This is a genomic window from Litoreibacter sp. JB4-2, assembly GCF_055693445.1.
Genome location: NZ_CM146334.1, coordinates 1636766 through 1659423 on the forward strand (window position 1 = coordinate 1636766; position 22658 = coordinate 1659423).

Sequence of the window (22658 nt, forward strand, 5' to 3'; positions counted from 1 at the left end):
GGTGAATTCGATGTTTAGTGTCCTTTGCTCAGATCCCAGCCCTCTATCAGTCCCAGATAAGGGCCTACGCCAAGGTTGATGTCGAACACGCCCCTGTAGAACATTTCGCCAGCGACATAGAGCAATACGATCAGCCCCAGCCACGATATCCAAGGATATTTTGTCAGAAGGTTCATGATAAGCGTGGCAAAGAAGGCCATAAGCACGATGGCAAGACCAAGCCCGAAGACCAATTTGGTCGTGTCGCCATCGGCGATTGCGGCCACGGCCAGCACATTGTCCAGCGACATCGACACGTCTGCGATGGTGATTGAGATCAGCGCAGAGGCCATCGTCCGTCTTGGCGGTCCGGTATAGCCGCCTTCCGGATCATCAGCCGTTTCCATAGCATGTTCGGCCTGCTCATCCACGCCTTCACGGATCTCAATTAAGAGCCGGTAGCAGACGTAAAACAGCAAGAGCGACCCGAAAAACAGGATGCCGGGAATGCCCAGAAGCTTGGTGGCCACAATCGCGAAGACGATGCGCAGCACAGCTGCGATGACCATACCGTAAAGAATGGCTTTCTTGCGCAGCTCGGGCGACAGGCCAGCGGCGGCCATCCCGATGATCAATGCGTTGTCGCCAGACAGGATCAGGTCGGCGATGACGATCTTGCCGAAATCAAGTGCTGTATCAATCATAACTGGTTACGCGTCTTCCATAGTCTGGGCCACCGGGGCCGCGCCTTTTGCGTCCTCCAGAATGAGGTCGGAGGCTTTTTCGCCAATCATGATCGTTGGCGCGTTGGTATTGGCCGACACGATGATCGGCATGATTGAGGCATCGGCGACCCGCAGGCCTTCCAGGCCGATCACCTTGAGGCGCGGATCGACCACTGCCATTGGGTCGACTCCCATTTTGCAGGTGCCCGTGGGGTGGTAGATGGTGGTCGAGGTGTTGCGGACCCATTCGAGGATCTCGTCATAATCATCGCCGACGCTTGGGCCGGGCTGATGTTCCTCGGTGATGTGTTGCTTGACCGGGTCGGTATTGCAGATGCGGCGCGTGATGCGCACGCCCTCGACGATGGTGTCGCGGTCCGTCTGCGTGGCCAGATAATTGGGGAAAAACTTCGGGTAGTCCCGCATGTCAGCCGATGACAGTTCCATATGCCCGGCGCTTTCGGGGCGCAGCTGCAGGACCGACGCGGTGAAGGCCGAGAATTTATGCGCGCCTTCGTCGATCTTGTCGGCTGAGAAGGGCTGAATGTGGAATTGGATATCCGGTGTTTCCAGGTCTTCGCGGGTTTTCAGGAAACCCGTGCCCAGGCTGGCTGCCATGGCCATTGGGCCCTTGCGCGTCGCGGCATATTGCAGCGCGATCAGGCCTTGCTTGAAGATATTGGAAACCTCGGTGTTGATCGTAGGCAGCGTGGTTTTATAGACCGGGCGGGCTTGCAAATGGTCTTGCAGGTTTTTCCCGATACCCTTCAGCTCATGGATCACCTCAATCCCGTGCGGCCTGAGATCGTCAGCATCGCCCACGCCCGACACCATCAACAATTGCGGGCTGGCGAGCGCGCCTGCGGCAAGGATCACTTCCCGCTTGGCGGTCATAGTGACCTGTTTGCCTTCGTGATGCGCGATCAGCCCGGTGCAGCGCTTGCCCTCGAACGTCAGGCGTTCGACGGGGCATTTGGTGAGCACGGTCAGGTTGTGGCGTTGCTTGGCGGGGTTAAGATAGGCGACAGCGCTTGAGCAGCGCCGCCCGTTGCGGGTGGTCAGCTGGAACAGCGACACGCCCTCTTGATCATCCCCATTATAATCCTTTGCGCGTTTATAGCCCGCGTTGACCGCGGAGGTCAGCCAATCATCAACAATCTCGCGTGTGACGGTGGTATCCGAGACCGAAAGCGGGCCATCATCGCCGCGCAGCGCGTCACCCTTGGTGCCATTTTCGTAGTTTTCCGAGCGACGGAACAGCGGCGCGACATCATCCCAGCTCCACCCTGTGCAGCCGAGCTGCCGCCAGCCGTCATAGTCCTGCTTTTGGCCGCGCACATAGAGCAGCCCGTTGATCGACGACGACCCGCCCAGCACCTTGCCGCGCGGCCATTTGATAGAGCGCCCGTTCAGGCCCGGATCAGGCTCGGTTGAATACATCCAGTCGGTCTTGGGATTGCCCATGGTTTTGAAGTAGCCGACGGGGATATGTATCCACGGGTAGGTGTCTTTGCCGCCCGCCTCCAGCACCGCAACTTTATATTGGCCATTTGCCGAAAGACGGTTGGCGAGAACGCAACCGGCAGACCCAGCGCCTACGATGATGAAGTCAAATTCCACTCACTTCCTCCCAAAAGTGTTGAAATTATAAAAATTGAGACTTAAAGTCTCGTTTTTATAGTGCAACACGCTTCAAAGAGTCGCACAAGCAAAAAATGTCACAATCTGATTTGGGAGGATCACGATGGACGACAAAAGCAGGATACCCACCAATCTGCGCACCCTTCTTATTCTGGAGGCAATTGGGCGACAAACCGACCCGATGTCGCCCGCCGAGATCGGACGCAAGATCGGCTTGCCCAAGCAGACCACCCACCGTTTGTGCAACACGCTTTTGGAGGAAGGGTTTCTTGCCCGTGACGAGCGTGGGCGCGGGTTGCGCCCCGGCCGGCGCGCACGGCTGATGGCGGCGGGCGTGATGCACAGCTCATCCAGCCACGTGACCCGGCACCAGCTTTTACAGGATCTGGCATCCGAGATCGGCGAGACCGTCAATTTCGTGGTGCCGGAGGATCGCGGCATGGCCTATCAGGACCGGGTCGAAACCGACTGGCCGTTCCGCATTCAGCTGCCGGTGGGCACCAATGTGCCGTTTCACTGCACGGCATCTGGCAAGACCTATCTGGCGTCCTTGCCCAAGGCGGAACGGCGCCGGCTGGTCAATGTGATGCATCTGGAGAAATACACCGAGTCCACGATCACCGACCCCGACGCGCTGCTGGCCGAGCTGCTGGAAATCTCGCGCCAAGGATTTGCCGTTGACCGCAGCGAATATTTCGAAGGGATGGTTGCGATTGCGGTGCCGATTGTGGACCCGACCGGGCGCTATTGCGCAGCCGTCGCGTTTCATGCGCCCGAGCAACGGATTTCGGTCGAAACAGCCCTGACCAAGGTGGAGATTTTGCAGCGCACATCACGCCAGCTGTCCTCCACCATTTTCGGCGACTGAGATGTCGCTGACGCTGTTGCGATCCCTCATTGCCGTGGCCGAGACCGGCAGCTTTATGGAGGCCGCGGCAAAGGTGCATGTCAGCCAGGCCGCCGTGGGTCAGCAGATGAAGCGGTTGGAGGAGGTTCTGGGCGTCACCTTGTTTGACCGCGACCGCAAATCGCCCCGGCTCAACCCGTTAGGCCAATCCCTTGTGCCAAAAGCCCGCGCTGTCGTGGCTGCTTATGATGGGCTTTTGGAGGACATCAGCGGCGAGGCTCAGCTGATTGGGGAGATGAGCTTGGGCGCGGTCCCCTCCACCCTTGGCTCGCTGGTCCCGCGCGCGGTAAAACAACTGATCGCGGCCTATCCCGGCCTGCGCATCAGGGTCGTGCCGGGCCTGTCGGATGATCTGCGTGAACAAGTTGAGCGCGGCGCTTTGGACGCGGCGCTATTGGGCCCATTCGAAGCGGCGAGCGGCGTGATGCACTGGCAACCCGCGGCGCAGGAAGCGTTTGTGCTCATCGCCGCGCCGGACGTTCAGGGCGATGACCCGCGCGCTTTGCTGCGCGAGCAGCCTTATATCCGCCACACAAGACGCGCCGCCGCTGGCCGTTTGGCCGATAACTGGTTGGCGCGCGAGAAAATCGTCGTGACTGCGGCCATGGAGATGGAAACCCTTGAGGCCGTAACATCTATGGTCACCCACGGCCTGGGCATCTCAGTGGTCCCGGACATGTGCGTCCCAGAGCCCGCCTTCACTGCCCTACGCCGGTTTTCTTTGGACGGTGCGCCCGTCCGCGAGCTGGGCCTGCTTAGCCGCGCTGACAGCCCGAAACGACGATTGATTGATGGGCTTTTGGCGGAGGTTTTGGGGGTGATTGAGCGGTGAGCCGGGCGTCGCCAGACCGGGGGATGGCGGCCTGAGGATCATTCTGCAGAGCTTTATCTGAGCAAAGCACATCTTCCGTTTATTTTATGCGCACCACTATCAAATCGCCAGCCCTCCGGGCCGGTCTGGCGATGCCCGGCGCGCTCTGCGCTTGATTCCGGGCAAATCACAAACTGCAAGTACTTTCACTCAGTTTCTTGTCCTCGCAATTGAGTCCGATCAGCCAACTGCCGCAATGTCGAGTATCACGGTAGCTCCAGGTCTCACCCCCGAGAAGTGCTTGGGTCGACAACATAGGTAGCTCTTTCCAAGACCGCTGAGCGTTTTTCATGATCGCGCGTCTAAATGCAACCGGCTCTGCATCCAAAGGACACATGAATGTATTCACATCGAGGTCGGGCATCCCTTGCTGACCCACAAAGCTCAGACGTTCCAAGCCAAGTGTTTCAGAAAGGTGGTGTAACTGGCCGAAAAAGTCGATCTCACCAAACTCGATCCGCCCTATTGCCTCGTGGGTTGTCGTCTCTTGGCCATAAACATGAAGGTAGGCATATGGCCCCGCAGGGAAACAGGGGGCATACAGGGCCGGCAGTCGGAAGATTGACATATCCTGAACCTATTCGTGCGAACCGGCGTGGTCTACATGAATTGAAAAACTAACTGGGCCGGAGTTTTGCCAAAGCCGGACCAACGGATGAACGCGGGCGGGTGTTCCAGCCTCACTTCGAAGGCGCTTTATGGCAGCCAAGCACATTCCTCAGACATGTTGCGCGCTGCATCAGCAAAAACACCTGCCCGTGCGGGCGCCTCTCGGGCATCTACGATGCCCTGCCAGTAATAGTCAGGTGTTGGCACGGCGCCTTCGGCTTGACTTCGGGCCTTCCCGTTGCGCCCCATTGGAAAAGTTTTTCTTTACCAAACCTAAACTCACTTTGATTTGCCAAGCCTCTCCTTTTGCACGATACCTGCCGCAAATTCACACTGAAGGAGTCCCCAATGGACATCAGCGAGAAGATTGTGGACGGCTTTGCGCGCCACAATGTCGAGTTCATCACCACCGTGCCCTGCAAGCAGCTGGGCGGCGTGATCGAAAAATGCGAAGCGCATCCCGACATCTACCACATCCCATCGAACAAAGAAGACGAGGGCATGGGGCTTTGCGCAGGGGCCTATATGGGCGGCAAGCGTTCGGCAATTATCATGCAAAACACCGCCATTGGGGTGACGATCAACACGCTGGTCACGCTGACGCAATATTACCGCATGCCACTACCGATGTTGATCTCCTACCGCGGTGAGCTGGGGGAGCCCGTGGCCTGTCAGGCAGAGATGGCTGTTCACACCAAGGCGCTTCTGGCGCAGCTGAACATCCCGACCTACCATTTCCACAAACAGGCCGATGCGGACGAGTTCGACAAGATCCTGCAATACACCTTCATGTGCAACAAACCCGTCGCCATCCTGACCGACGCATCCTTCTGGGGAGGCTACTGATATGATCCGTTCCGACATCCTGCGCGAGCTTGCGCCGACCATCAAAGACACGCTGACCGTCATGAATATTGGCCTGCCGAGCCAGGAAATGCACATGATCGACGACCAGCCGTCGAATTTCTACATGCTGGGCACCATGGGGCTGGCGTCGTCCATCGGGCTGGGCTTGGCTCTGGCGCAGAAGGAGAAGGTTTTGGTTGTTGACGGCGACGGCTCCGTCCTGACCAACATGGGCACGCTGCCGACCATCGCGAATAACGTGGCCGACAACTATGTGCTGCTGATCATCGACAATGGCTCCTACGGCTCCACAGGCGACCAGCCGACCTATGCCGGTGCCAAGACCAAGCTGGAAAAAGTGGCGGAGGCCTGCGGCTGCGAAAACGTTGTGGTGGCCCAAGCCGAAGAAACCGTCCAAGCCGTGAAAGACGCGCTTGCGGGCGACAAGATGACCATCATCGTGGCCAAGTGCGAAAGCGGCAACATCAAGGTGCCCGTCATCACCATGGACCCTGTGGTGATCCGTCACCGCTTTATGGAAACCGTCAAAGAGCGGAACGCTTGATATGAAGAAGGTCGTCATCTCCGAGTTCATGGACGAAGCCGCAGTGGAGGATCTGCGCAGCGACCATGTGGTGGTTTATGACCCCGGACTCGTGGATGACGACGCCCGCCTGAAGGCGGAGCTGGCCGACGCTGACGCGATCATCGTGCGTAACCGCACCCAAGTGCGCGGGGCGCTGTTGGGAGGCGCGCCCAAGCTGCGCTGCGTGGGGCGGCTTGGCGTCGGCCTCGACAATATTGACCTCGACGATTGCAAGGCACGGGGCATTTCGGTGCACCCGGCATCGGGCGCCAATGACCTGTCCGTGGCCGAATACGTGATCACCAACGCCGCGATCCTGCTGCGTGGCGCTTATCTGGGCTTTGACCGGATGATGGCGGGCGAATGGCCGCGTCAGGACATGTCGGGCCGGGAGCTGTCGGGCAAAGTTTTGGGGCTGGCGGGCTTCGGCTCGATTGCGCGGGACACCGCTGCGCGAGCGCGGGCTTTGGGGATGCAAATCGCCGCGATGGACCCGTTTGTGGCGGAAGACGACCCGGTTTGGGACGGTGTCGACCGGCATGTGGATTTCAAGTCGCTGGCGACCGCAGCGGACGTGATTTCGCTACATGTGCCTTTGACAGACGGCACACGCAACATGGCGAATGCCGAGATTTTCAAAGCCATGAAGCCCGGCGCGATTTTGATCAACGCGGCGCGTGGCGGGGTCGTTGATGAGGCGGCCTTGGCTGAGGCGTTGCGCGAGAGACAGATTGCCGGGGCAGCGCTTGATGTCTTTGCCAATGAGCCTTTGACCGCGGAAGGCGCGTTCAAGTTCCGCCAGCTTCAGAACCTGATCCTGACCCCACATATTGCCGGGGTCACCGTGGAATCGAACACCCGCGTTTCGGCTTTGACGGCAGAAAACGTGCGCAAGGCACTGGCGTAAGGTCTAGACCAGATATTGGGGTGGGCCCGCGCGGCCCCACCCCAGCGTGGTTTTTCTACTTCAAGCAGTTTTGCAGTTCAGTGGCGAGGTTTGACAAGACTTCCCCATAGAGCGCCGGGCCCGGTTCGATCCCGGCACCGAGCGGGTCAATTGTGCCGACATATGTGCCGCCACTTGAGGCCAAAGCATCCATCGCCTTGGTGCCATATTGCTGTTCGGTCAACAGGCAGGCGGTGTCGCCATCTGCCAAAAGCGCCTCGGCGCGGCGCATATCGGCAGCGCTTGGCGGGGCGCCTTCGTTGGACGCGAGCGAGCCCAGCGAGACAATTCCAAAACGGTCCGCAAAATAGGAATAGGCGTCGTGATAGGCGATAAAGGCTTTGCCGTCGGCAGCCTCCAACTGCGCGGCAAGCTGCGCCTGCTGATCGGCTACACGGGCTTGCGCCGCTGTGGCATTTGCGCGGTAGGTTGCTGCGTTTTCGGGGTCAGCGGCGGCGAGAGTTTCGGCGATATAGCCTAGCCACGACTGCGCATTGACCGGGTCGAGCCAAGCATGCGGGTCATCGCCGCCATGATGGTCGTGGCCTTCGTGACCATGGTCGTCATGATCGTCATGGGCGTGCTCAGCATGTTCGTCTTTGTGCTCGGCATGATCATCGTGGTCGCCGTGTTGGTCTTTATGATCGGCATGATCATCATGGCCGTGGTCATCGTGGTCATCTTTATGTTCAGCGTGGTCGTCATGGCCATGGTCGTCATGGTCATCCTTGTGCTCAGCGTGGTCGTCATGACCGTGTTCTTCATGGTCATCCTTGTGCTCAGCGTGGTCATCGTGGCCGTGGCCATCATGACCTTCCTCGTCGTGATCGTCATGCCCCTTTTCGTCATGCCCGGCTTCGTCATGACCGTCTTCGTTGTGTTCATCCTCCGCATCACCGTAGACGCGGATCACGGGCGCCTGTTCGAGCAGCCAATGCGTTTTCGCATCCGGCGCAAGATTGCCGACAACGTCGCTGAGCCATGGGGTCAGTCCGTCGCCAATTCCGAAAATGATCTCGGCCGATTGCAACCTGCGCGCATCAGAGGGGCGCATCGAATTGACATGTGGATTGGACGCGGCGTCGATAAGAAGGCCAGGTTCGCCGACACCTTCCATGACCTGAGCGACCAGTGAATGCACCGGCGCGATATCGGCAGCTACTTCGGGTGCGGCATAGGCGGGACTGGCAAGTACGAGGCTGAGGGCGGCGGTTCTGAGCATAGGGGTCTTCCTGAACTGGGGTTGGCAAGCGCTAATGTTATGATATAACAATTCGAGCAGTTGCAAGAGAAATAAATGACCAGCTTTGATCCCCATGACCACGGCGCCTGCGTCAGCAGCGCGCTTGACGCCGCCGAGGCGCATTGCGCCGCGACGAAAGCGCAATTCACGCCGGTGCGCCGTCGCGCGCTGGAAATATTGCTACACGAACACAAGGCGATGGGCGCCTATGACATGTTGGCCCGGCTGCAGGCCGATGGACTGGGGTCAGCCCCGCCGGTGGCCTACCGCGCATTGGACTTTTTGGTCAAACATGGCTTCGCGCACAAGGTCGAGAAGCTGAACGCCTATATCGCGTGCTCCCATCCCGGGCAAAACCACGACCCGGCCTTTATGATTTGTCGCAGCTGCGACGCCGTGGCAGAAGCGCCGACCGACCCAAAGGCGGGCCAATTAGGGCGCGCCGCGATTGATGCCGGTTTTGAGATCGAAACCGCTGTGATCGAGGCGGAAGGCATTTGCCCATCATGCAAACCGACCTGAGCCTGATCCGCGCCGAACATGTCAGCGTGCAACTAGGCGGCCACACGGCGCTTGCTGATGTCGATATGAGCGTCGCACCCGGCGAGATTATCACCGTTGTAGGCCCCAACGGATCCGGCAAGACCACCCTACTGCGCGCCCTGATTGGCGCGGCCCCGCTGTCGAAAGGCCGGGTCCGGCGGGCTGACGGGCTGCGGATCGGTTATGTGCCGCAAAGCCTGAGCATCGACCCGACCCTGCCGATCACAGTTGATCGCTTCATGGCCCTTCCCAAGCGCAGACGCGCGGGTGAGGTTGCCGACGCGCTACGCAAAGCGGGTGCAGAGGGGCTCGACCGCCGCCAATTATCGGAGCTGTCAGGCGGGCAATTTCAACGTGTCTTGCTGGCCCGCGCGCTTCTGGACGCGCCGCAGCTGCTGATCCTTGATGAACCGACAACGGGGCTGGATCAACCGGGATCAGCAGGGTTTTACCGCCAGATTGAACAGCTGCGCACCGAAACAGGATGCGCCGTGCTGATGGTCAGCCATGAGCTGCATGTGGTGATGAGCGCCAGCGACCGGGTGATTTGCCTCAACGGCCATGTCTGCTGCCACGGCACGCCTGACATTGTGGCCTCCGCGCCGGAATATCGGGCTTTGTTTGGGTCGGGCACCGGCGGGGCTTTGGCGCTTTACCGGCATGACCATGACCACCATCATCACCATCACGGTGCCGATGAGCAGTGCGAGCATCCCCATGTTTGAGGGCCTGTTTGACGACTTTCTCGTTCGCGCCACACTGGCGGGCATTGGGGTTGCTTTGGCCGCCGCGCCTTTGGGCTGTTTCGTGGTCTGGCGACGCATGGCCTATTTTGGCGACGCGACCGCGCATGCGGCCGTGCTGGGTGTCGCGCTGTCTTTGGCCTTTTCAACCTCCATTTTTGCGAGCGTTCTGGTGATGGCCTTCGCCATGGCGCTGCTGGTTAACGGGCTAAGCGGGCGGCGCTTGGCGATGGACACGATGCTGGGCGTCCTGTCACACGGCGCGCTTGCCTTGGGGCTGGTAGCGGTGTCACTGATCCAGGGCGCGCGGCTGGATTTGATGTCCTACCTGTTTGGCGACATTCTGGCGGTAGGCCGTGGCGATTTGGTCGTGATCTGGGGCGGCGCGGGCCTGGTGGTCGCGCTGATGGCCTGGAGGTGGCAGGCGCTGATGACCGCCACGTTGAGCTCTGATCTGGCTTATGCCAGCGGGGTCAACCCGCGCCGGGAGCAATTGGTTTTGACGCTGGCATTGGCGGTTGTTGTGGCGGTTGCCATCAAGGTGGTGGGGGTGTTGCTGATCGCCGCGATGCTGATCATCCCGGCGGCGGGCGCTCGCCCGCTGGCCCGCACGCCTGAAGCCATGGCACTGGGCGCGGCTGCAATTGGCACCGCATCCGCAGTGCTTGGGCTGCAAATGTCGGCGCAGTATGACACGCCTGCCGGGCCGTCTATCGTCTGCGTGGCCGCTCTGATCTTTACGGTTGTTCAGGGGCTGGCTGTACTGCGCCGTACCTGAGCTGCCTGTTTTTTGAGCAATTCACCCGAAGCGCGACAGGAATTGAGGCCAAAGACTTGAAGGCCCGCCGATGCTGGGCTTTGATCTGGCCGCAAGGAGCCTGCCATTAACACTCTCGCCTCAATACCTGTTGCCCCCACTGCTGTGACGTCCCCGCCGCGTGCGCGCGGGCTCCTACGGCTGTCATCCAAGCGCCGCGGCGACGCAACGGTGATCGACGGGCTGCACCAGGCGGGATCGCTTCGAATGATGTTCCCGCGCGGCAGCGACGCCGCCTTGATGGGTGTGGTTGTCAATTGCGCCGGCGGGATGACCGGCGGCGATCGGTTCGACATTGAAGGGCGCGCGGGGGCGGGTTCGCAACTGACGCTGACCACGCAGGCGGCGGAGCGGCTTTACCGCGCGACAGGCGACACACCGGCGCGATTGCGCACCCGGCTAGAGGTGGCTGAGGGCGCAACGATGAACTGGCTACCGCAGGAAACGATCCTGTTTGACCGTTGCCGCATGGCGCGCAAATTGGATGTTACGCTTGCGCCGGACGCGCGCGCGCTTCTGGTCGAGCCGCTGATTTTCGGGCGCGCCGCCATGGGCGAGGTTTTGACCCAGGCCACATTCCGCGATCAGATCCGCATCTGGCGTGACGGGCAACTCACCCATGCCGAGGCAACCTATTTGGACGGGCCGGTGGCCGCGCATTTGCAAGGCGCCGCCATCACGCAAGGCGCGCGGGCAACGGCGTCAATCGTTCTGGCCGCGCCTGATGCGGAGCGGTATCTGGACGTCGCGCGGGGCCTGATTGGCCCTATGAGCGGGGCCAGCCTGAAAGCCGCCGACCTGCTGGTGATCCGGCTGATCGCGCCCGACGCGATGCGCCTGCGCCGCGAGGCGATCCCCTTGATAGCCGCGCTCAGCGGCAGTGACATTCCTAAAACCTGGACACTTTAAGATGCAATTGACCCCCGAGAGAAAGACAAACTGCTGATCTCCATGGCCGCCGAGGTCGCCCGCAAACGCCTGTCGCGCGGCGTGAAGCTGAATCACCCCGAAGCGATAGCGCTGATCACCGATGCGGTGGTTGAAGGCGCGCGCGACGGGCGGTCGGTGGCGGATATGATGGAGGCTGGCGCGCAGGTCATCACCCGCGAGCAATGCATGGCGGGCGTGCCCGAGATGATCCATGACGTGCAAGTCGAGGCGACCTTCCCGGACGGCACCAAGCTGGTGACGGTTCACAATCCGATCCGGTGAGCCATGAGCATTTTTGACAGAACGAAGCTTGAACTTTCAGTGACAGGAGTTGCGCAATGATCCCAGGTGAGGTGTTCCCCGCGGCGGTAGAATTGCAGCTAAATGTGGGTGTCGAAGCGATCACGCTGGAGGTCGCCAATACTGGCGACCGGCCCGTTCAGGTTGGCTCGCATTACCATTTCGGGGAGGCGAATGCGGCGCTGGAATTCGACCGCGACGCCGCGCGCGGCATGCGCTTGGATATCGCGGCTGGCACCGCAGTGCGGTTCGAGCCTGGACAGGCGCGCGAGGTGCAACTGATCCCGATTTCCGGCGCGCGGGTCGTGTACGGGTTTAACCAGAAGGTGATGGGGGCGTTGTGAGCCTGAAAGGAGTTATAGTTCCGGCTTCGTCACTCGCGCTTGCGGCATGCGCGGGCCCTACTTTTGAAATTGTCGACAAAAACGGCGCGCCACTTTTCGAAGTAAGCGAGGGATTTTGCTTTGTCGGCTGTGACATCAAAGTGCGACGGGCGGACGGAACCGAATGTAGTGGCTTCGCGCCAGCTATAGATAAAGACACTCGCGCGGTGGTTAGCATTAAATGCCCCGACCAACCGAGCGAGATTTTGACCACTGCACCTTTGAAAAAGACGCTCCAACCGTCGGTGCACTGGAAACCAAAGTTCAGTATCAAGCCAGAAGCACAACCAAGCTGAACGAGCTGATCAAAACAACTCAATAAGGAACGGCCCATGCCAGCCACAATCTCCAGAGCCGAATACGCCGCCATGTTCGGCCCCACTGTGGGCGACAAGGTCCGCCTCGCCGATACTGATCTGATCATCGAGGTGGAGCGCGATTTGATTGCGGAGCGGGCGGGGGCGGCCTCGGGCGGCTCCGGCGCGAATTCCTTGGCATATGGCGAGGAGGTCAAGTTCGGCGGCGGCAAGGTGATCCGGGATGGAATGGGGCAGTCTCAGGTCACGCGGGCGAATGGCGCGGTCGATACGGTGATCACCAACGCGCTGATTGTGGATCATACCGGGATTTATAAGGCCGATATTGGCCTCAAGGACGGGCGCATCCACAAGATTGGCAAGGCGGGCAACCCGGACACGCAGCCGGGTGTCGACATCATCGTGGGCCCCGGCACGGAGGCGATTGCGGGCGAAGGTCGGATCGTCACTGCGGGTGGTTTTGACAGCCATATCCACTTCATCTGCCCGCAGCAGATCGAGGATGCGTTGCATTCGGGGCTGACCACCATGCTGGGCGGCGGCACCGGCCCCGCGCATGGCACGCTGGCCACGACTTGTACCCCCGGCCCCTGGCATATCGGGCGGATGATGCAGGCGGTTGATGGCGTGCCGATGAATATTGGTTTTGCGGGCAAGGGCAACGCCTCACTGCCTGACGCGCTGGTCGAGCAGATCAAGGGTGGGGCCTGCGCGATGAAGCTGCATGAGGATTGGGGCACCACGCCGGGCGCCATTGATTGCTGCCTGACTGTGGCAGACGAGATGGATGTGCAGGTGATGATCCACACGGATACGCTGAATGAAAGCGGATTTGTGGAAAACACGGTGGCGGCGATGAAAGGCCGTACTATTCACGCCTTCCACACTGAGGGCGCAGGCGGCGGTCATGCTCCGGATATCATCAAAATCTGCGGCGACGCGAATGTGCTGCCCAGTTCCACAAACCCGACGCGGCCCTTCACGGTGAACACGTTGGAGGAGCATCTGGATATGCTGATGGTGTGCCACCATCTCGACAAATCCATCCCCGAAGATGTGGCCTTCGCCGAAAGCCGGATCCGACGCGAAACCATTGCCGCTGAAGATATCCTGCATGACATGGGCGCGTTCAGCATCATTGCGTCCGACAGCCAGGCCATGGGCCGCGTGGGCGAGGTGCTGATCCGCACCTGGCAGACCGCCGACAAGATGAAAAAGCAGCGTGGGCGGCTGCCCGAGGAGCAAGGCGAGAACGACAATATGCGCGTGCGCCGCTACATCGCGAAATACACGATCAACCCGGCGATTGCGCATGGCATCTCCCGCGAGATCGGCTCACTGGAGGAAGGCAAACGCGCTGACCTGGTGCTTTGGAACCCGGCGTTTTTTGGCGTGAAGCCGGAGATGGTGCTGATGGCGGGCTCGATTGTGTGTGCGCAGATGGGCGATCCGAATGCCTCCATCCCGACGCCGCAGCCTGTGTACACACGGCCGATGTTTGGCGCTATGGGCCGGGCGGTGGAGCACTCGGCGGTGGTCTTTACCTCCGCGGCGGCGATGGAGGAAGATGTGCGCGGCAAGCTGGGATTGGCCAAGGAATGCGTGGCCGTGGAAAACACGCGTGGCATTGGCAAAAAGGATCTCAAGCTGAACGACGCGCTGCCCAAGGTGGAAGTGAACCCGGAAACCTACGAGGTCCGCGCCGATGGCGAGCTACTGACCTGCGAGCCCGCGTCAGAGCTGCCGATGGCGCAGCGCTACTTCATGTTCTAAACGCCTGAAAAATAAGCGTCTTGCGTCAGGCGCAAAGCGGGGTTTCGGGATCGGCACTGGTTCTAGGCCAGCCCTGGGTGCATGTAGGGGTTGAGCTTGAATGACAAGAAAGAGTGACACGATGGCATATGCTACATCGAACCCCGGCTTCCTCGCACGTGCCTTTGGCGCAGTTGCGACCTTCTTCACGATCTCCGCGAACGCCTCGAAAATTGCGGATGACGTGCGCAGGCTAAACACTTTGTCCGAAGAAGAGCTGGCGAAAATGGGCACGTCCCGCCCGGACGAAATTGAGCGCATCTTCAACTTTCACTCCTATCAGTAAGCGCGCGACCCTGCCCCGCCTGATGTGAAGCGCAGGCGGGCGGCGGCAGTTTTTTTACCGGTGTTCGAATTCGGTGCTAGGATGGCTCTATTTTAAGGAGCCTTTTTATGACCGATGATCTTACCCCACGCATCATTGAACCGATGCAACTCCCCGGAAAAGCGGCCTCAGACATTCTTCCCGGGACCGATGTGATTGGCTGCAGCCTGAATGTCACCGGCGAATATTGTAGCAATAGCAGCCTCAAACGGCAGGTGATCGACCTAGGCGAGTTGAGCAAAGATTGCGGGAACGGGCGGCGTACATCTGAGCTGGTCACTGTAAAAAGTGGTGGCGAAGGCATGGCGACTGAGCAAAGCGGGTCATCCTTGCGCACAATGGCCACGAATTTTTCGTTGGATGTGGCGGCAGATGGAAAATATTCTTACTTCTCGGGCGAGATAAATGCGAGCTACAACACATCAACAAGCTCCCGCGTCTCAACCCAATATGTGCAATATACAGAGCAGCAATACCTTCAGACGCTGACGCTTCCAGACATTCTGGTGATGCGCAAACATATTTTGCCCGATGTGCAGCATGCGCTTGAATCGTCCGAATTGAAGCCAGAAGAGTTGTTTGAATATTACGGCACGCATTTTCTATCCAGCCTGATTGTTGGCGCGCGCGTGAGCTATTCCTGCGCGATTGATCAAAGCGAATACAGCTCGAAACAATCGCTCACCGCCGCCGCCAAGGCGAGCTACCGGGGGCTGACGGGTCAAGCCAATATCGACGCGAGCACCGAAATCGGGAAAGCCGCCACAACCCTTAACGAAAAAGCGCTGCGCCGCGTTCGGGTTTTGGGCGGCGACCCCAATCAGGTCAGCAATATTCTGAGTGGTGACTATGATGCATGGCACGCCTCGATTGCCGACAACCAGCATGTGGTCGACATAAAGGGCGGCATGCACCGGATATCCAACCTGATACAGGATGAGGCTCGGAAAAAGGCTGTCGATGACACGATCACCCGAATTTTGGAGAATGAGAAGTTTCCCGACAACCCGTACTTGGTGCGCGTGCAGCCTTACCTCTCGAACGATAAGTTGCGTTGGTATTTCTCTGCCAAAGACGAAGTGCCACCGACGCATTTTGGGCCATATCCCAAAGACGAGGCCACGTTTTACGCCTTTTCCGAGCAACGCGAGGGCAGCAAGCCAATCTACAGGTTCCGTGCCGGCGCCAGTGACAAATTGCGTTTTATGTTGTCGCACAACTCCAAAAACCGCAACGGATGGACCGCAGAGCCAGATCCAGCATTTTACGCCTTTGTATCCGGCGGCAATGGGCGGACTCTGATACACTCGCATTTCAACACTGCGCAGTCGGATTCTCGCGGTTGGTTTTACAGCAAAAACGCCAAGGTATCTCGCTGGACACCTGACCCATCGAATAATTTCTACGTGCCCGACGTCTGAGGTCAGCGCGATAGGGCGGTGCCTGTTTTTTGGGCGCCGCCACGGTAGAAAACCACGTTCTGCCAGGAAATAATGGTCGCGAGCGTCTGCCTGTTTGCGCCCACCCGCAGAGCCGTTAGTTTGGCGTTGAATTCGCGCCGGGCCTCCCGGCCTTCAGGCAGGAGATATCAAAAGACATGCTGACGGCACGCGAAATTGCAGATCACGGCGACGACGCGCGCTGCACTTTGAGCTATGAGGATCGGTTCCTGCGCCGCAAGGTGTTGCAGACCGATGCAGGCGAGCCGTTCTTGGTTGATCTGGCGCGCACCACATCGCTGGATCAGGGCATGGCGTTTCTGCTCAGTGACGGGCGGCACGTGGCCGTGCGCGCGGCGGAGGAACCGTTGATGGAGATCACGTCTGACGCGCTACTGCCGCTGGTCTGGCATATCGGCAACCGGCATTGCCCAGCCCAGATCGAAACAGCGCGCGTGCTTGTGCAGCCCGACCATGTGATCCGCGCCTTGATGGAAAAACTGGGTGCGCAGGTGCGCGACGTGGTTGAGCCCTTCACGCCCGAGGGCGGCGCTTACGGGCATGGGCGCACGCATGGCCATGATCATTCGCATGCGCATTCCCATGAGCACTGAGATGACGCCGCAACAATTGATGTTGCTGACCCAATGGCTGTCACCCGCCTTCCCTGTGGGCGCTTTCAGCTACAGCCACGGGTTAGAGCTGGCATTGCACGAGACCCCGGATTTGGACGTCGAAGACTGGCTGGCGCAGGTGCTGCGCCATGGCGCGGGGCGCAATGATGCGATTTTGCTGCGCGCGGGCTTTGCGGGGCTTGGCGCCGAGGCCGACACTTTGGGTCGCGCGCTTGCGCCTTCCGCTGAGCGGTTGTTGGAAGCAGACGCGCAAGGCCGCGCGTTTTGCAAAGCCCTGAGCGGCGCGTTTGAGATTGATCTGGGCACGCTAATCTACCCCGTCGCGATTGGCGCGGCGGCGCGGGCAAAAGAGCTGCCGCTTGAGCCGGTGGTCGAAGTCTACCTGCACAGCTTTGTCAGCAACCTGATCGCGAGCGCGCAACGTTTGTCGCCGTTGGGCCAAACCCGCGCACAGGCCGCTGTGGCGCGGCTGGCCGATAGCTGCGCCGAGGTAGCTGAGGCCACGCGCGAATTGACCCTCGACGACATGGGCGGCTGCGCCTGGGCGGCAGATGCCGCTGCGATGCGCCATGAGACGCAAGACACAAGGATATTTCGGACATGAAAGACGCCCCCTCCCCCCACGGCCCTTTGCGCATTGGTATTGGTGGGCCGGTTGGCGCCGGGAAGACCTCCCTGACGGCGGCGTTGTGCATCGCGCTGCGGGACACGCATTCGGTCGCGGTCGTGACCAATGACATCTACACGCGGGAGGACGCAGATGCGTTGATGCGCATGCAGGCGTTGCCATCCGAGCGTATTCGCGGCGTGGAAACCGGCGGCTGCCCGCATACCGCGATCCGCGAAGATGCATCCATCAATCTGGCGGCGATTGACCAACTGACCCGCGATTTCCCGGACCTTGACGTGGTGCTGATTGAAAGCGGCGGCGACAATCTGAGCGCCACGTTTTCGCCAGAGCTGGCCGATCTGACGCTTTATGTCATCGACGTAGCGGCGGGTGAAGAAATCCCGCGCAAAGGAGGGCCCGCAATCACACGCTCGGACGTTCTGGTTATCAACAAAACCGATCTGGCCCCACATGTGGGCGCATCTCTGGAGGTGATGGAACGGGACGCCGCTAAAATGCGCGGCACCCGGCCGTTTGTCTTTGCGCAGGTGCGCCACGGCCAAGGCGTGGATGATGTGCTTGCCCATATCCGGGCCATCGGCGGGCTTGGCGCATAATCTAATTTACCTGTTAGCGTAAACTTTCATTGCCAGTACTGCGCTTATCTGTGAGGCTTCGGCCGGATCGGGGAAGCACAATGGAATACGTCGAAAACCCTTATAGAAACGCGTCTATAGAAATAAATTTGGGGCCTGACGTACCCTTTCCAAGCGATGATATCGACAGTCCCCGCGCGTTGCTGGCCAAATGCCCGGACGCCGCGCCGACCCCTTTGATGCAGATTGATGACGGCCAGACGGGTGCCAAGCTTTTTGTCAAAGACGAACGCACACGGATGGGACTGGGTAGCTTCAAAGCGCTGGGCGCGGCCTATGTGATCGCCAGCGACCCTGAGGCCGCAGGCAAAACATACGTCACCGCGAGCGCGGGCAATCATGGACTGTCCGTGGCCACGGGCGCGCGTGTTTTCAAAGCGAAATCCGTTATTTACATTGCGCAAAGCGTGCCAGAGAGCTTTGCTGAACGGCTGCGCGAGGCGGGTGCGGAGGTGCGCCGCGAAGGCGCCGTCTATGAAGACAGCATGGCCGCAGCCGAAGCAGCGGCGCGCGCCAATGGCTGGAGCTTGCTCTCTGACAGCTCCTGGCCCGGATATTTCGATGCGCCGCGCAAGCTGATGGAAGGCTATCTTGCGATGATGGGCGAGGTCTTTGAACAGATGCCCGAACCCGCGACCCATGTGTTTTTACAAGCCGGCGTCGGCGGGCTGGCCTGCGCCTGCGCCTGCGCGGTGCGCAAAGTCTGGGGCGACGCGCCCAAAATCATCGTGGTCGAGCCGGAGCTGGCACCTGCGCTGATGGGCTCTATCCGGGCGGGGCGATGCACGGTATCGCGCGGGCTCGTGTCCTCTATGGGGCGGCTCGATTGCAAGGAGCCGTCCTTGATTGCCCTTAAAGGCCTAGCGCGCGATGCGGATTGGTTTTGCACGCTCTCCGACGCTGAGGTCGCGGCCTGCATGGATATTCTGACCTCCTTCGGGGCCGAAACCTCGCCGTCGGGCGGGGCCGGCTTGGTGGCCTATCTGAAAGGCGCCGCCCGCTTGGGCATCGGCGCGCAATCGCGGGTGCTATGCATCCTGAGCGAGGGCCCTGCGTGACGCGCGGCTTTGCAGCGACCGAATTTGCGCAGCGGTGCGCGCGGGCGCAGCGGGTAATGGAGGCGCATGGTTTGGGGGCGTTGCTGCTGACCACCGAACCCGAAATCCGCTATTATACTGGCTTTTTGACCCGGTTTTGGGAAAGCCCGACACGGCCCTGGTTCGTGATTCTGCCGCGCCTGGGCAAGCCCGTGGCCGTGATCCCGTCAATTGGGGCGGCGCTGATGGCGAAGGCCTATGTCGGCGACATCAAAACCTGGCGCGCGCCGGATTTGATCGATGACGGGGTTTCGTTGCTGATTGACACGCTCAACACGCTGCGCGGGGACGCCCCCGTTGGCATGGCACGCGGAATGGAAAGCCATGCCCGCATGCCGGTCGCCAGCCTGATGGCTGTGCAAAACCATGTGCCCATGACCGGCGATGGGCATCTGACGCGCGGATTGCGCCTGATCAAATCTGAAGCGGAGGTCGCAAAGATTGAAACCGCCTGCCAGATCGCGGACCGCGCCTTTGCGCGGGTCGGAGAGATTGCACAGGTGGGCGTCCCGTTGGCGCAAGTGTTTCGCGATTTTCAGCGGCTATGCTTTGAGGAAGGCGCGGATTGGGTGCCGTATCTTGCGGGCGCATCAGAGCGGGGCGGCTACACCGACGTGATCTCCCCCGCGTCGGAAACGCCCTTGGCGGAAGGTGACGTTTTGATGCTGGATACGGGGCTCGTCTGCAACGGGTATTTTTGCGATTTCGACCGGAACTTTTCTATCGGTCCACCCTCAACAGAGGTTGCAGCGGCGCATGAACGTCTGATCGAAGCGACCCAAGCTGGGTTTGCGACGGCCAAACCGGGAGCAACCAGCGCGGATCTGTTTCAGGCCATGGACGCCGTCTGCACGGGTGGCGCAGGTGGCAGCGATGCTGGGCGTTTGGGGCACGGGTTGGGCATGCAACTGACCGAATGGCCGTCTTTGATCCCGGCAGACCAAACAGTGTTGGCACCGGGCATGGTGCTGACATTGGAGCCCGGCGTAGACCTAGGCGCAGGCAAAATCATGGTGCATGAGGAAGATATCGTGATCACGGAAACCGGCGCCCGGTATCTATCAACGCCCACGCCCCCAGAGATCACGGTGCTGGGATGAGCGCGTTCAGCTACACTGAGCAGACCCAAAGCTGGCCCCGTCTTGGGCTGATTGTGCTGCAATCGGATGAGACAATCGAGCAGGATTTTCGCGCAGTTTTGCCGCCTGAGACGGCGCTTTTCACCTCCCGCGTTGAAAGCGGGTTGGAGGTCAGCGCGGACAGCCTGCAAGCGATGGAGGCGCGGCTGACGGCGTCGGCCAGCTTGTTCCCGCGTGGGATGAATTTTGACGTGATCGGGTATGGCTGCACTTCGGGTACGGCGCAGATCGGGGCGGATCACATAGCCACGCGCATCCGTGCGGGCGCGCCTGCGACCCTTGTGACAGAACCCGTATCCGCCCTGCGCGCCGCCTGCGCTGCTTTGGGCGTCAACCGGCTGGCGATCCTGTCACCCTATGTGGAAGAGGTGTCCGACCGGCTTCGACACGTGCTTACGGAAACCGGGATTGAGACACCCGTTTTTGGCAGCTTCGCTGAACCGCAGGAAGCCAAGGTCGCGCGCATTGATACAAAGTCCATCGTGCAAGCGGGGGTGGCGCTTGCAGCAGGCGCAGATGTGGACGCGTTGTTTCTATCCTGCACCAACCTGCGCAGCCTGGACGCGATCCCCGAATTGGAGGCCAAGACAGCCAAGCCGGTGCTCAGCAGCAATCAGGTCTTGGCCTGGCATATGGCACGGCTGGCCGGGATACCGCTGGTGCCGACAGGCCCCGGGCAACTGATGGCAAAGTGTCGCGGAGTTATCCACGGAAATTGATTTGCATCCCCCGCGCGAAGCCCGCACACCCTTAGTATGAGTGACTGGTGGGCAGTTTTAGCAAAGACGTGTGGCGCAGGTCTGGCGATGTGCGTCAGCACATTTTCCGCCGACGCGTTCGATCTGAAATTCTCCTCCAGCAGCGCCAACACAGAGCTAAACGCCGCGTTGGAAAGTGCCTCCCTTCTGGCGCCGTTGGCGAAAGAAGATGCCCCAAACGCGCAGGACATATTGGCCGCTGCACAAGCCGATTATGCCCGGTTGATCGGCACGCTCTATGACAACAGCTACTTCGCCCCGGTGATCACCATTCGTGTTGATGGGCGGGAGGCTGCGACGATTTCCCCGCTCACACAGCTTGGCGCTGTGCGACGCGTCGATGTCCGCGTCGACACGGGTCGCAGCTTTACGTTCGGCACTGCAGAAATCGCGCCACTGGCCCCCGGCACCAGCGCGCCGGATGCGTATCGCTCGGGCCAACCCGCCACGACCGGGGCCATTCGAGACGCCGTGACAAGCGCCGTCACCGATTGGCGCGCCGTGGGTTTTGCCAAGGCCGCCCCCGGCGCGCAACAGATCACGGCACGCCACCCCGAGCGGAAGCTCGACAGCCGCATTGGGCTTAACACCGGCCCGCGCCTGCGCTTTGGCCCGCTGCGTATCAGCGGCAACAAGGATGTGCGCACAGAGCGCATTCGCGACATTGCCGGGCTGCCAGTTGGTCAGGTGTTTGACCCCGAGGAAATTGCTCGCGTCACGACACGGCTGCGCCGCACCGGTGCATTCAAAGTTGCCGCGCTGAGCGAGGCCGAACGGATCGGACCCAATGACACGCTGCCAATTGACCTGCAGATCACCGAAGAAAAGCCGCGCCGCTTCGGCTTTGGCGCGGAGCTGTCGACCAGCGAAGGGGTGGCCCTGTCGGGGTTCTGGCTGCATCGCAACCTGCTTGGCGGGGCCGAACGGCTGCGCTTTGACGCCGCAATCGAAGGCATTGGCGGGCAAACCGGCGGGGTTGACTACCTGTTGGGCACCAAATTCACCCGGCCTGCCACGTTCAACGAGGACACTGACTTCTTCGCCCTAGCTGAGCTGGAACGCCTTGATGAGGAAGAGTTCACCGTTGACCGGTTCAACATCGAGGCCGGGATCACGCGCTATGCCTCGCCGCAGCGCGAATATACGTTCGGGGTCGGGTTGCAGCATGCCCGCACGCAGGACGCGTTCGGGGATCGCGATTACACGATCCTGACCCTGCCCGCCTCAGCCGAATTTGACTACCGCGACAATGAATTGGACGCGCGCGACGGCTATTACGCGTTGATCAGCCTGACGCCCTTTGCCGCGATCGAGGGCACCAAAAGTGGGCTGCGCAGCTATGTTGATCTACGCGGCTACAAAGGCGTCGGCGAACGCCTGACACTCGCGGCCCGCGCTCAAATCGGGTCGGTTTTTGGCCCTGCGCTCAGCGAATCGCCCACAGATTTCCTGTTCTATTCGGGCGGCGGCGGCACCGTGCGCGGGCAGGATTACCAATCCTTGGGCGTGACGCTGCCGTCGGGGCGGGACGTCGGCGGACGGTCCTTTCTGGGCCTTTCAGGAGAGCTGCGCGTCAAGACCACCGACAGCCTTAGCTTGGTCGGGTTTTACGACGCGGGCTATATTGGCGAGGAAACCTTCCCCGATGGCAGCAGTGGCGAGTGGCAGACCGGCGCGGGGCTAGGCGTGCGCTACGACACGGGGATCGGGCCGCTACGTGTCGACCTTGGCCTGCCGATCAGCGGGCCCGGCGACAATTCAGGGTTCGAGCTTTATATCGGCATTGGGCAAGCGTTCTGAG

At 60.5% G+C, this 22658-nt stretch carries 25 protein-coding genes; 21 read left to right on the plus strand and 4 right to left on the minus strand.

Annotation, left to right across the window (positions count from 1 at the left end):
* Positions 1 to 14: 14 nt before the first annotated feature.
* Together ACZ1G7_RS08195 and ACZ1G7_RS08200 are read right to left on the minus strand one after the other, a co-directional pair.
* A complete protein-coding gene (locus ACZ1G7_RS08195) occupies positions 15 to 683 on the minus strand; it encodes a TerC family protein (RefSeq protein WP_472663328.1) in 669 nt (222 codons plus the stop codon).
* A 6-nt stretch (positions 684 to 689) separates the two neighbouring features.
* Complete coding sequence (locus ACZ1G7_RS08200; RefSeq protein WP_472663329.1) at positions 690 to 2324, minus strand: GMC family oxidoreductase; 1635 nt, start codon at positions 2322 to 2324, stop codon at positions 690 to 692.
* Positions 2325 to 2448: 124 nt separating this feature from the next.
* Here ACZ1G7_RS08200 and ACZ1G7_RS08205 point away from each other — a divergent pair, with 124 nt between their 5' ends.
* A complete protein-coding gene (locus tag ACZ1G7_RS08205; protein WP_472663330.1) occupies positions 2449 to 3213 on the plus strand; it encodes an IclR family transcriptional regulator in 765 nt (254 codons plus the stop codon).
* Between the two features lies 1 nt (position 3214).
* On the plus strand, positions 3215 to 4084 hold the full coding sequence (locus tag ACZ1G7_RS08210; protein WP_472663331.1) for a LysR family transcriptional regulator: 870 nt from the start codon (positions 3215 to 3217) through the stop codon (positions 4082 to 4084).
* Between the two features lie 166 nt (positions 4085 to 4250).
* On the opposite strand, the gene ACZ1G7_RS08215 is transcribed toward ACZ1G7_RS08210, so the two are convergent.
* Complete coding sequence (locus ACZ1G7_RS08215) at positions 4251 to 4691, minus strand: hypothetical protein (RefSeq protein ID WP_472663332.1); 441 nt, start codon at positions 4689 to 4691, stop codon at positions 4251 to 4253.
* Between the two features lie 389 nt (positions 4692 to 5080).
* Between ACZ1G7_RS08215 and ACZ1G7_RS08220 the strand changes: the two genes are divergently transcribed.
* Genes ACZ1G7_RS08220 through ACZ1G7_RS08230 form a run of 3 tightly spaced genes read left to right on the plus strand, consistent with a single transcriptional unit; the run spans position 5081 to position 7071 of the window.
* Entirely contained in the window at positions 5081 to 5578 is a 498-nt protein-coding gene (locus tag ACZ1G7_RS08220) for a sulfopyruvate decarboxylase subunit alpha (protein WP_472663333.1), read from the plus strand.
* Between the two features lies 1 nt (position 5579).
* Positions 5580 to 6143 (plus strand): sulfopyruvate decarboxylase subunit beta, encoded by a 564-nt coding sequence (gene comE, locus ACZ1G7_RS08225; protein WP_472663334.1) that lies wholly within the window; start codon positions 5580 to 5582, stop codon positions 6141 to 6143.
* 1 nt (position 6144) lies between these two features.
* Positions 6145 to 7071, plus strand: coding sequence for a hydroxyacid dehydrogenase (locus ACZ1G7_RS08230; protein WP_472663335.1), 927 nt, complete (start codon positions 6145 to 6147; stop codon positions 7069 to 7071).
* A 55-nt stretch (positions 7072 to 7126) separates the two neighbouring features.
* Here ACZ1G7_RS08230 and ACZ1G7_RS08235 read toward each other — a convergent pair whose 3' ends face one another.
* On the minus strand, positions 7127 to 8332 hold the full coding sequence (locus tag ACZ1G7_RS08235) for a zinc ABC transporter substrate-binding protein (RefSeq protein WP_472663336.1): 1206 nt from the start codon (positions 8330 to 8332) through the stop codon (positions 7127 to 7129).
* Between the two features lie 75 nt (positions 8333 to 8407).
* On the opposite strand from ACZ1G7_RS08235, the gene ACZ1G7_RS08240 reads away from it, so the two are divergent.
* From ACZ1G7_RS08240 to ACZ1G7_RS08315, 16 genes are all read left to right on the plus strand, one after another.
* Entirely contained in the window at positions 8408 to 8875 is a 468-nt protein-coding gene (locus ACZ1G7_RS08240) for a Fur family transcriptional regulator (protein WP_472663337.1), read from the plus strand.
* Complete coding sequence (locus ACZ1G7_RS08245; protein ID WP_472663695.1) at positions 8872 to 9621, plus strand: metal ABC transporter ATP-binding protein; 750 nt, start codon at positions 8872 to 8874, stop codon at positions 9619 to 9621. The genes ACZ1G7_RS08240 and ACZ1G7_RS08245 overlap by 4 nt, the downstream gene beginning before the upstream one ends.
* A gap of 4 nt (positions 9622 to 9625) precedes the next feature.
* Positions 9626 to 10417 carry a metal ABC transporter permease gene (locus ACZ1G7_RS08250; protein WP_472663696.1) on the plus strand — a complete coding sequence of 264 codons (792 nt, stop codon included), beginning with the start codon at positions 9626 to 9628 and terminating at the stop codon, positions 10415 to 10417.
* Between the two features lie 144 nt (positions 10418 to 10561).
* Positions 10562 to 11365, plus strand: coding sequence for an urease accessory protein UreD (locus ACZ1G7_RS08255; RefSeq protein WP_472663338.1), 804 nt, complete (start codon positions 10562 to 10564; stop codon positions 11363 to 11365).
* A 42-nt stretch (positions 11366 to 11407) separates the two neighbouring features.
* Entirely contained in the window at positions 11408 to 11668 is a 261-nt protein-coding gene (locus ACZ1G7_RS08260) for an urease subunit gamma (RefSeq protein ID WP_472663339.1), read from the plus strand.
* A 56-nt stretch (positions 11669 to 11724) separates the two neighbouring features.
* The gene (locus ACZ1G7_RS08265; protein ID WP_472663340.1) at positions 11725 to 12030 is read left to right on the plus strand and encodes an urease subunit beta; all 306 of its coding nucleotides are present in this window, start codon (positions 11725 to 11727) and stop codon (positions 12028 to 12030) included.
* A gap of 371 nt (positions 12031 to 12401) precedes the next feature.
* On the plus strand, positions 12402 to 14159 hold the full coding sequence (ureC, locus tag ACZ1G7_RS08270; protein WP_472663341.1) for an urease subunit alpha: 1758 nt from the start codon (positions 12402 to 12404) through the stop codon (positions 14157 to 14159).
* A 121-nt stretch (positions 14160 to 14280) separates the two neighbouring features.
* The gene (locus ACZ1G7_RS08275) at positions 14281 to 14484 is read left to right on the plus strand and encodes a hypothetical protein (protein WP_472663342.1); all 204 of its coding nucleotides are present in this window, start codon (positions 14281 to 14283) and stop codon (positions 14482 to 14484) included.
* Positions 14485 to 14591: 107 nt separating this feature from the next.
* A complete protein-coding gene (locus ACZ1G7_RS08280; protein WP_472663343.1) occupies positions 14592 to 15944 on the plus strand; it encodes an MAC/perforin domain-containing protein in 1353 nt (450 codons plus the stop codon).
* Between the two features lie 176 nt (positions 15945 to 16120).
* Entirely contained in the window at positions 16121 to 16576 is a 456-nt protein-coding gene (locus ACZ1G7_RS08285) for an urease accessory protein UreE (RefSeq protein ID WP_472663344.1), read from the plus strand.
* A complete protein-coding gene (locus ACZ1G7_RS08290; RefSeq protein ID WP_472663345.1) occupies positions 16536 to 17201 on the plus strand; it encodes an urease accessory protein UreF in 666 nt (221 codons plus the stop codon). The genes ACZ1G7_RS08285 and ACZ1G7_RS08290 overlap by 41 nt, the downstream gene beginning before the upstream one ends.
* Positions 17198 to 17824 (plus strand): urease accessory protein UreG, encoded by a 627-nt coding sequence (gene ureG / locus ACZ1G7_RS08295; RefSeq protein ID WP_472663346.1) that lies wholly within the window; start codon positions 17198 to 17200, stop codon positions 17822 to 17824. The genes ACZ1G7_RS08290 and ureG overlap by 4 nt, the downstream gene beginning before the upstream one ends.
* An 80-nt stretch (positions 17825 to 17904) precedes the next feature.
* Positions 17905 to 18921: a pyridoxal-phosphate dependent enzyme gene (locus ACZ1G7_RS08300; protein ID WP_472663347.1), complete on the plus strand. Its 1017-nt coding sequence runs from the start codon at positions 17905 to 17907 to the stop codon at positions 18919 to 18921.
* Positions 18922 to 18977: 56 nt separating this feature from the next.
* Positions 18978 to 20060 (plus strand): M24 family metallopeptidase, encoded by a 1083-nt coding sequence (locus tag ACZ1G7_RS08305; protein WP_472663697.1) that lies wholly within the window; start codon positions 18978 to 18980, stop codon positions 20058 to 20060.
* A complete protein-coding gene (locus ACZ1G7_RS08310; protein WP_472663348.1) occupies positions 20057 to 20818 on the plus strand; it encodes a maleate cis-trans isomerase family protein in 762 nt (253 codons plus the stop codon). Before ACZ1G7_RS08305 ends, ACZ1G7_RS08310 begins: the two co-directional genes overlap by 4 nt.
* A 36-nt stretch (positions 20819 to 20854) precedes the next feature.
* Positions 20855 to 22657, plus strand: a complete 1803-nt coding sequence (locus ACZ1G7_RS08315; protein WP_472663349.1) for an autotransporter assembly complex protein TamA — start codon at positions 20855 to 20857, stop codon at positions 22655 to 22657.
* Position 22658: the final 1 nt, after the last annotated feature.

Coding starts and splice junctions, on each gene's coding strand:
- ACZ1G7_RS08220 (WP_472663333.1), top strand. CDS start 5,081: ATGGACATCAGCGAGAAGATTGTGGACGGCTTTGCGCGCCACAATGTC.
- ACZ1G7_RS08285 (WP_472663344.1), top strand. CDS start 16,121: ATGCTGACGGCACGCGAAATTGCAGATCACGGCGACGACGCGCGCTGC.
- ACZ1G7_RS08260 (WP_472663339.1), top strand. CDS start 11,408: ATGGCCGCCGAGGTCGCCCGCAAACGCCTGTCGCGCGGCGTGAAGCTG.
- ACZ1G7_RS08215 (WP_472663332.1), bottom strand. CDS start 4,691: ATGTCAATCTTCCGACTGCCGGCCCTGTATGCCCCCTGTTTCCCTGCG.
- ACZ1G7_RS08275 (WP_472663342.1), top strand. CDS start 14,281: ATGGCATATGCTACATCGAACCCCGGCTTCCTCGCACGTGCCTTTGGC.
- ACZ1G7_RS08235 (WP_472663336.1), bottom strand. CDS start 8,332: ATGCTCAGAACCGCCGCCCTCAGCCTCGTACTTGCCAGTCCCGCCTAT.
- ACZ1G7_RS08210 (WP_472663331.1), top strand. CDS start 3,215: ATGTCGCTGACGCTGTTGCGATCCCTCATTGCCGTGGCCGAGACCGGC.
- ACZ1G7_RS08230 (WP_472663335.1), top strand. CDS start 6,145: ATGAAGAAGGTCGTCATCTCCGAGTTCATGGACGAAGCCGCAGTGGAG.
- ACZ1G7_RS08315 (WP_472663349.1), top strand. CDS start 20,855: ATGAGTGACTGGTGGGCAGTTTTAGCAAAGACGTGTGGCGCAGGTCTG.
- ACZ1G7_RS08240 (WP_472663337.1), top strand. CDS start 8,408: ATGACCAGCTTTGATCCCCATGACCACGGCGCCTGCGTCAGCAGCGCG.
- ACZ1G7_RS08310 (WP_472663348.1), top strand. CDS start 20,057: ATGAGCGCGTTCAGCTACACTGAGCAGACCCAAAGCTGGCCCCGTCTT.
- ureC (WP_472663341.1), top strand. CDS start 12,402: ATGCCAGCCACAATCTCCAGAGCCGAATACGCCGCCATGTTCGGCCCC.
- ACZ1G7_RS08265 (WP_472663340.1), top strand. CDS start 11,725: ATGATCCCAGGTGAGGTGTTCCCCGCGGCGGTAGAATTGCAGCTAAAT.
- ACZ1G7_RS08280 (WP_472663343.1), top strand. CDS start 14,592: ATGACCGATGATCTTACCCCACGCATCATTGAACCGATGCAACTCCCC.
- comE (WP_472663334.1), top strand. CDS start 5,580: ATGATCCGTTCCGACATCCTGCGCGAGCTTGCGCCGACCATCAAAGAC.
- ACZ1G7_RS08205 (WP_472663330.1), top strand. CDS start 2,449: ATGGACGACAAAAGCAGGATACCCACCAATCTGCGCACCCTTCTTATT.
- ACZ1G7_RS08305 (WP_472663697.1), top strand. CDS start 18,978: ATGGAGGCGCATGGTTTGGGGGCGTTGCTGCTGACCACCGAACCCGAA.
- ACZ1G7_RS08300 (WP_472663347.1), top strand. CDS start 17,905: ATGGAATACGTCGAAAACCCTTATAGAAACGCGTCTATAGAAATAAAT.
- ACZ1G7_RS08195 (WP_472663328.1), bottom strand. CDS start 683: ATGATTGATACAGCACTTGATTTCGGCAAGATCGTCATCGCCGACCTG.
- ureG (WP_472663346.1), top strand. CDS start 17,198: ATGAAAGACGCCCCCTCCCCCCACGGCCCTTTGCGCATTGGTATTGGT.
- ACZ1G7_RS08290 (WP_472663345.1), top strand. CDS start 16,536: ATGGCCATGATCATTCGCATGCGCATTCCCATGAGCACTGAGATGACG.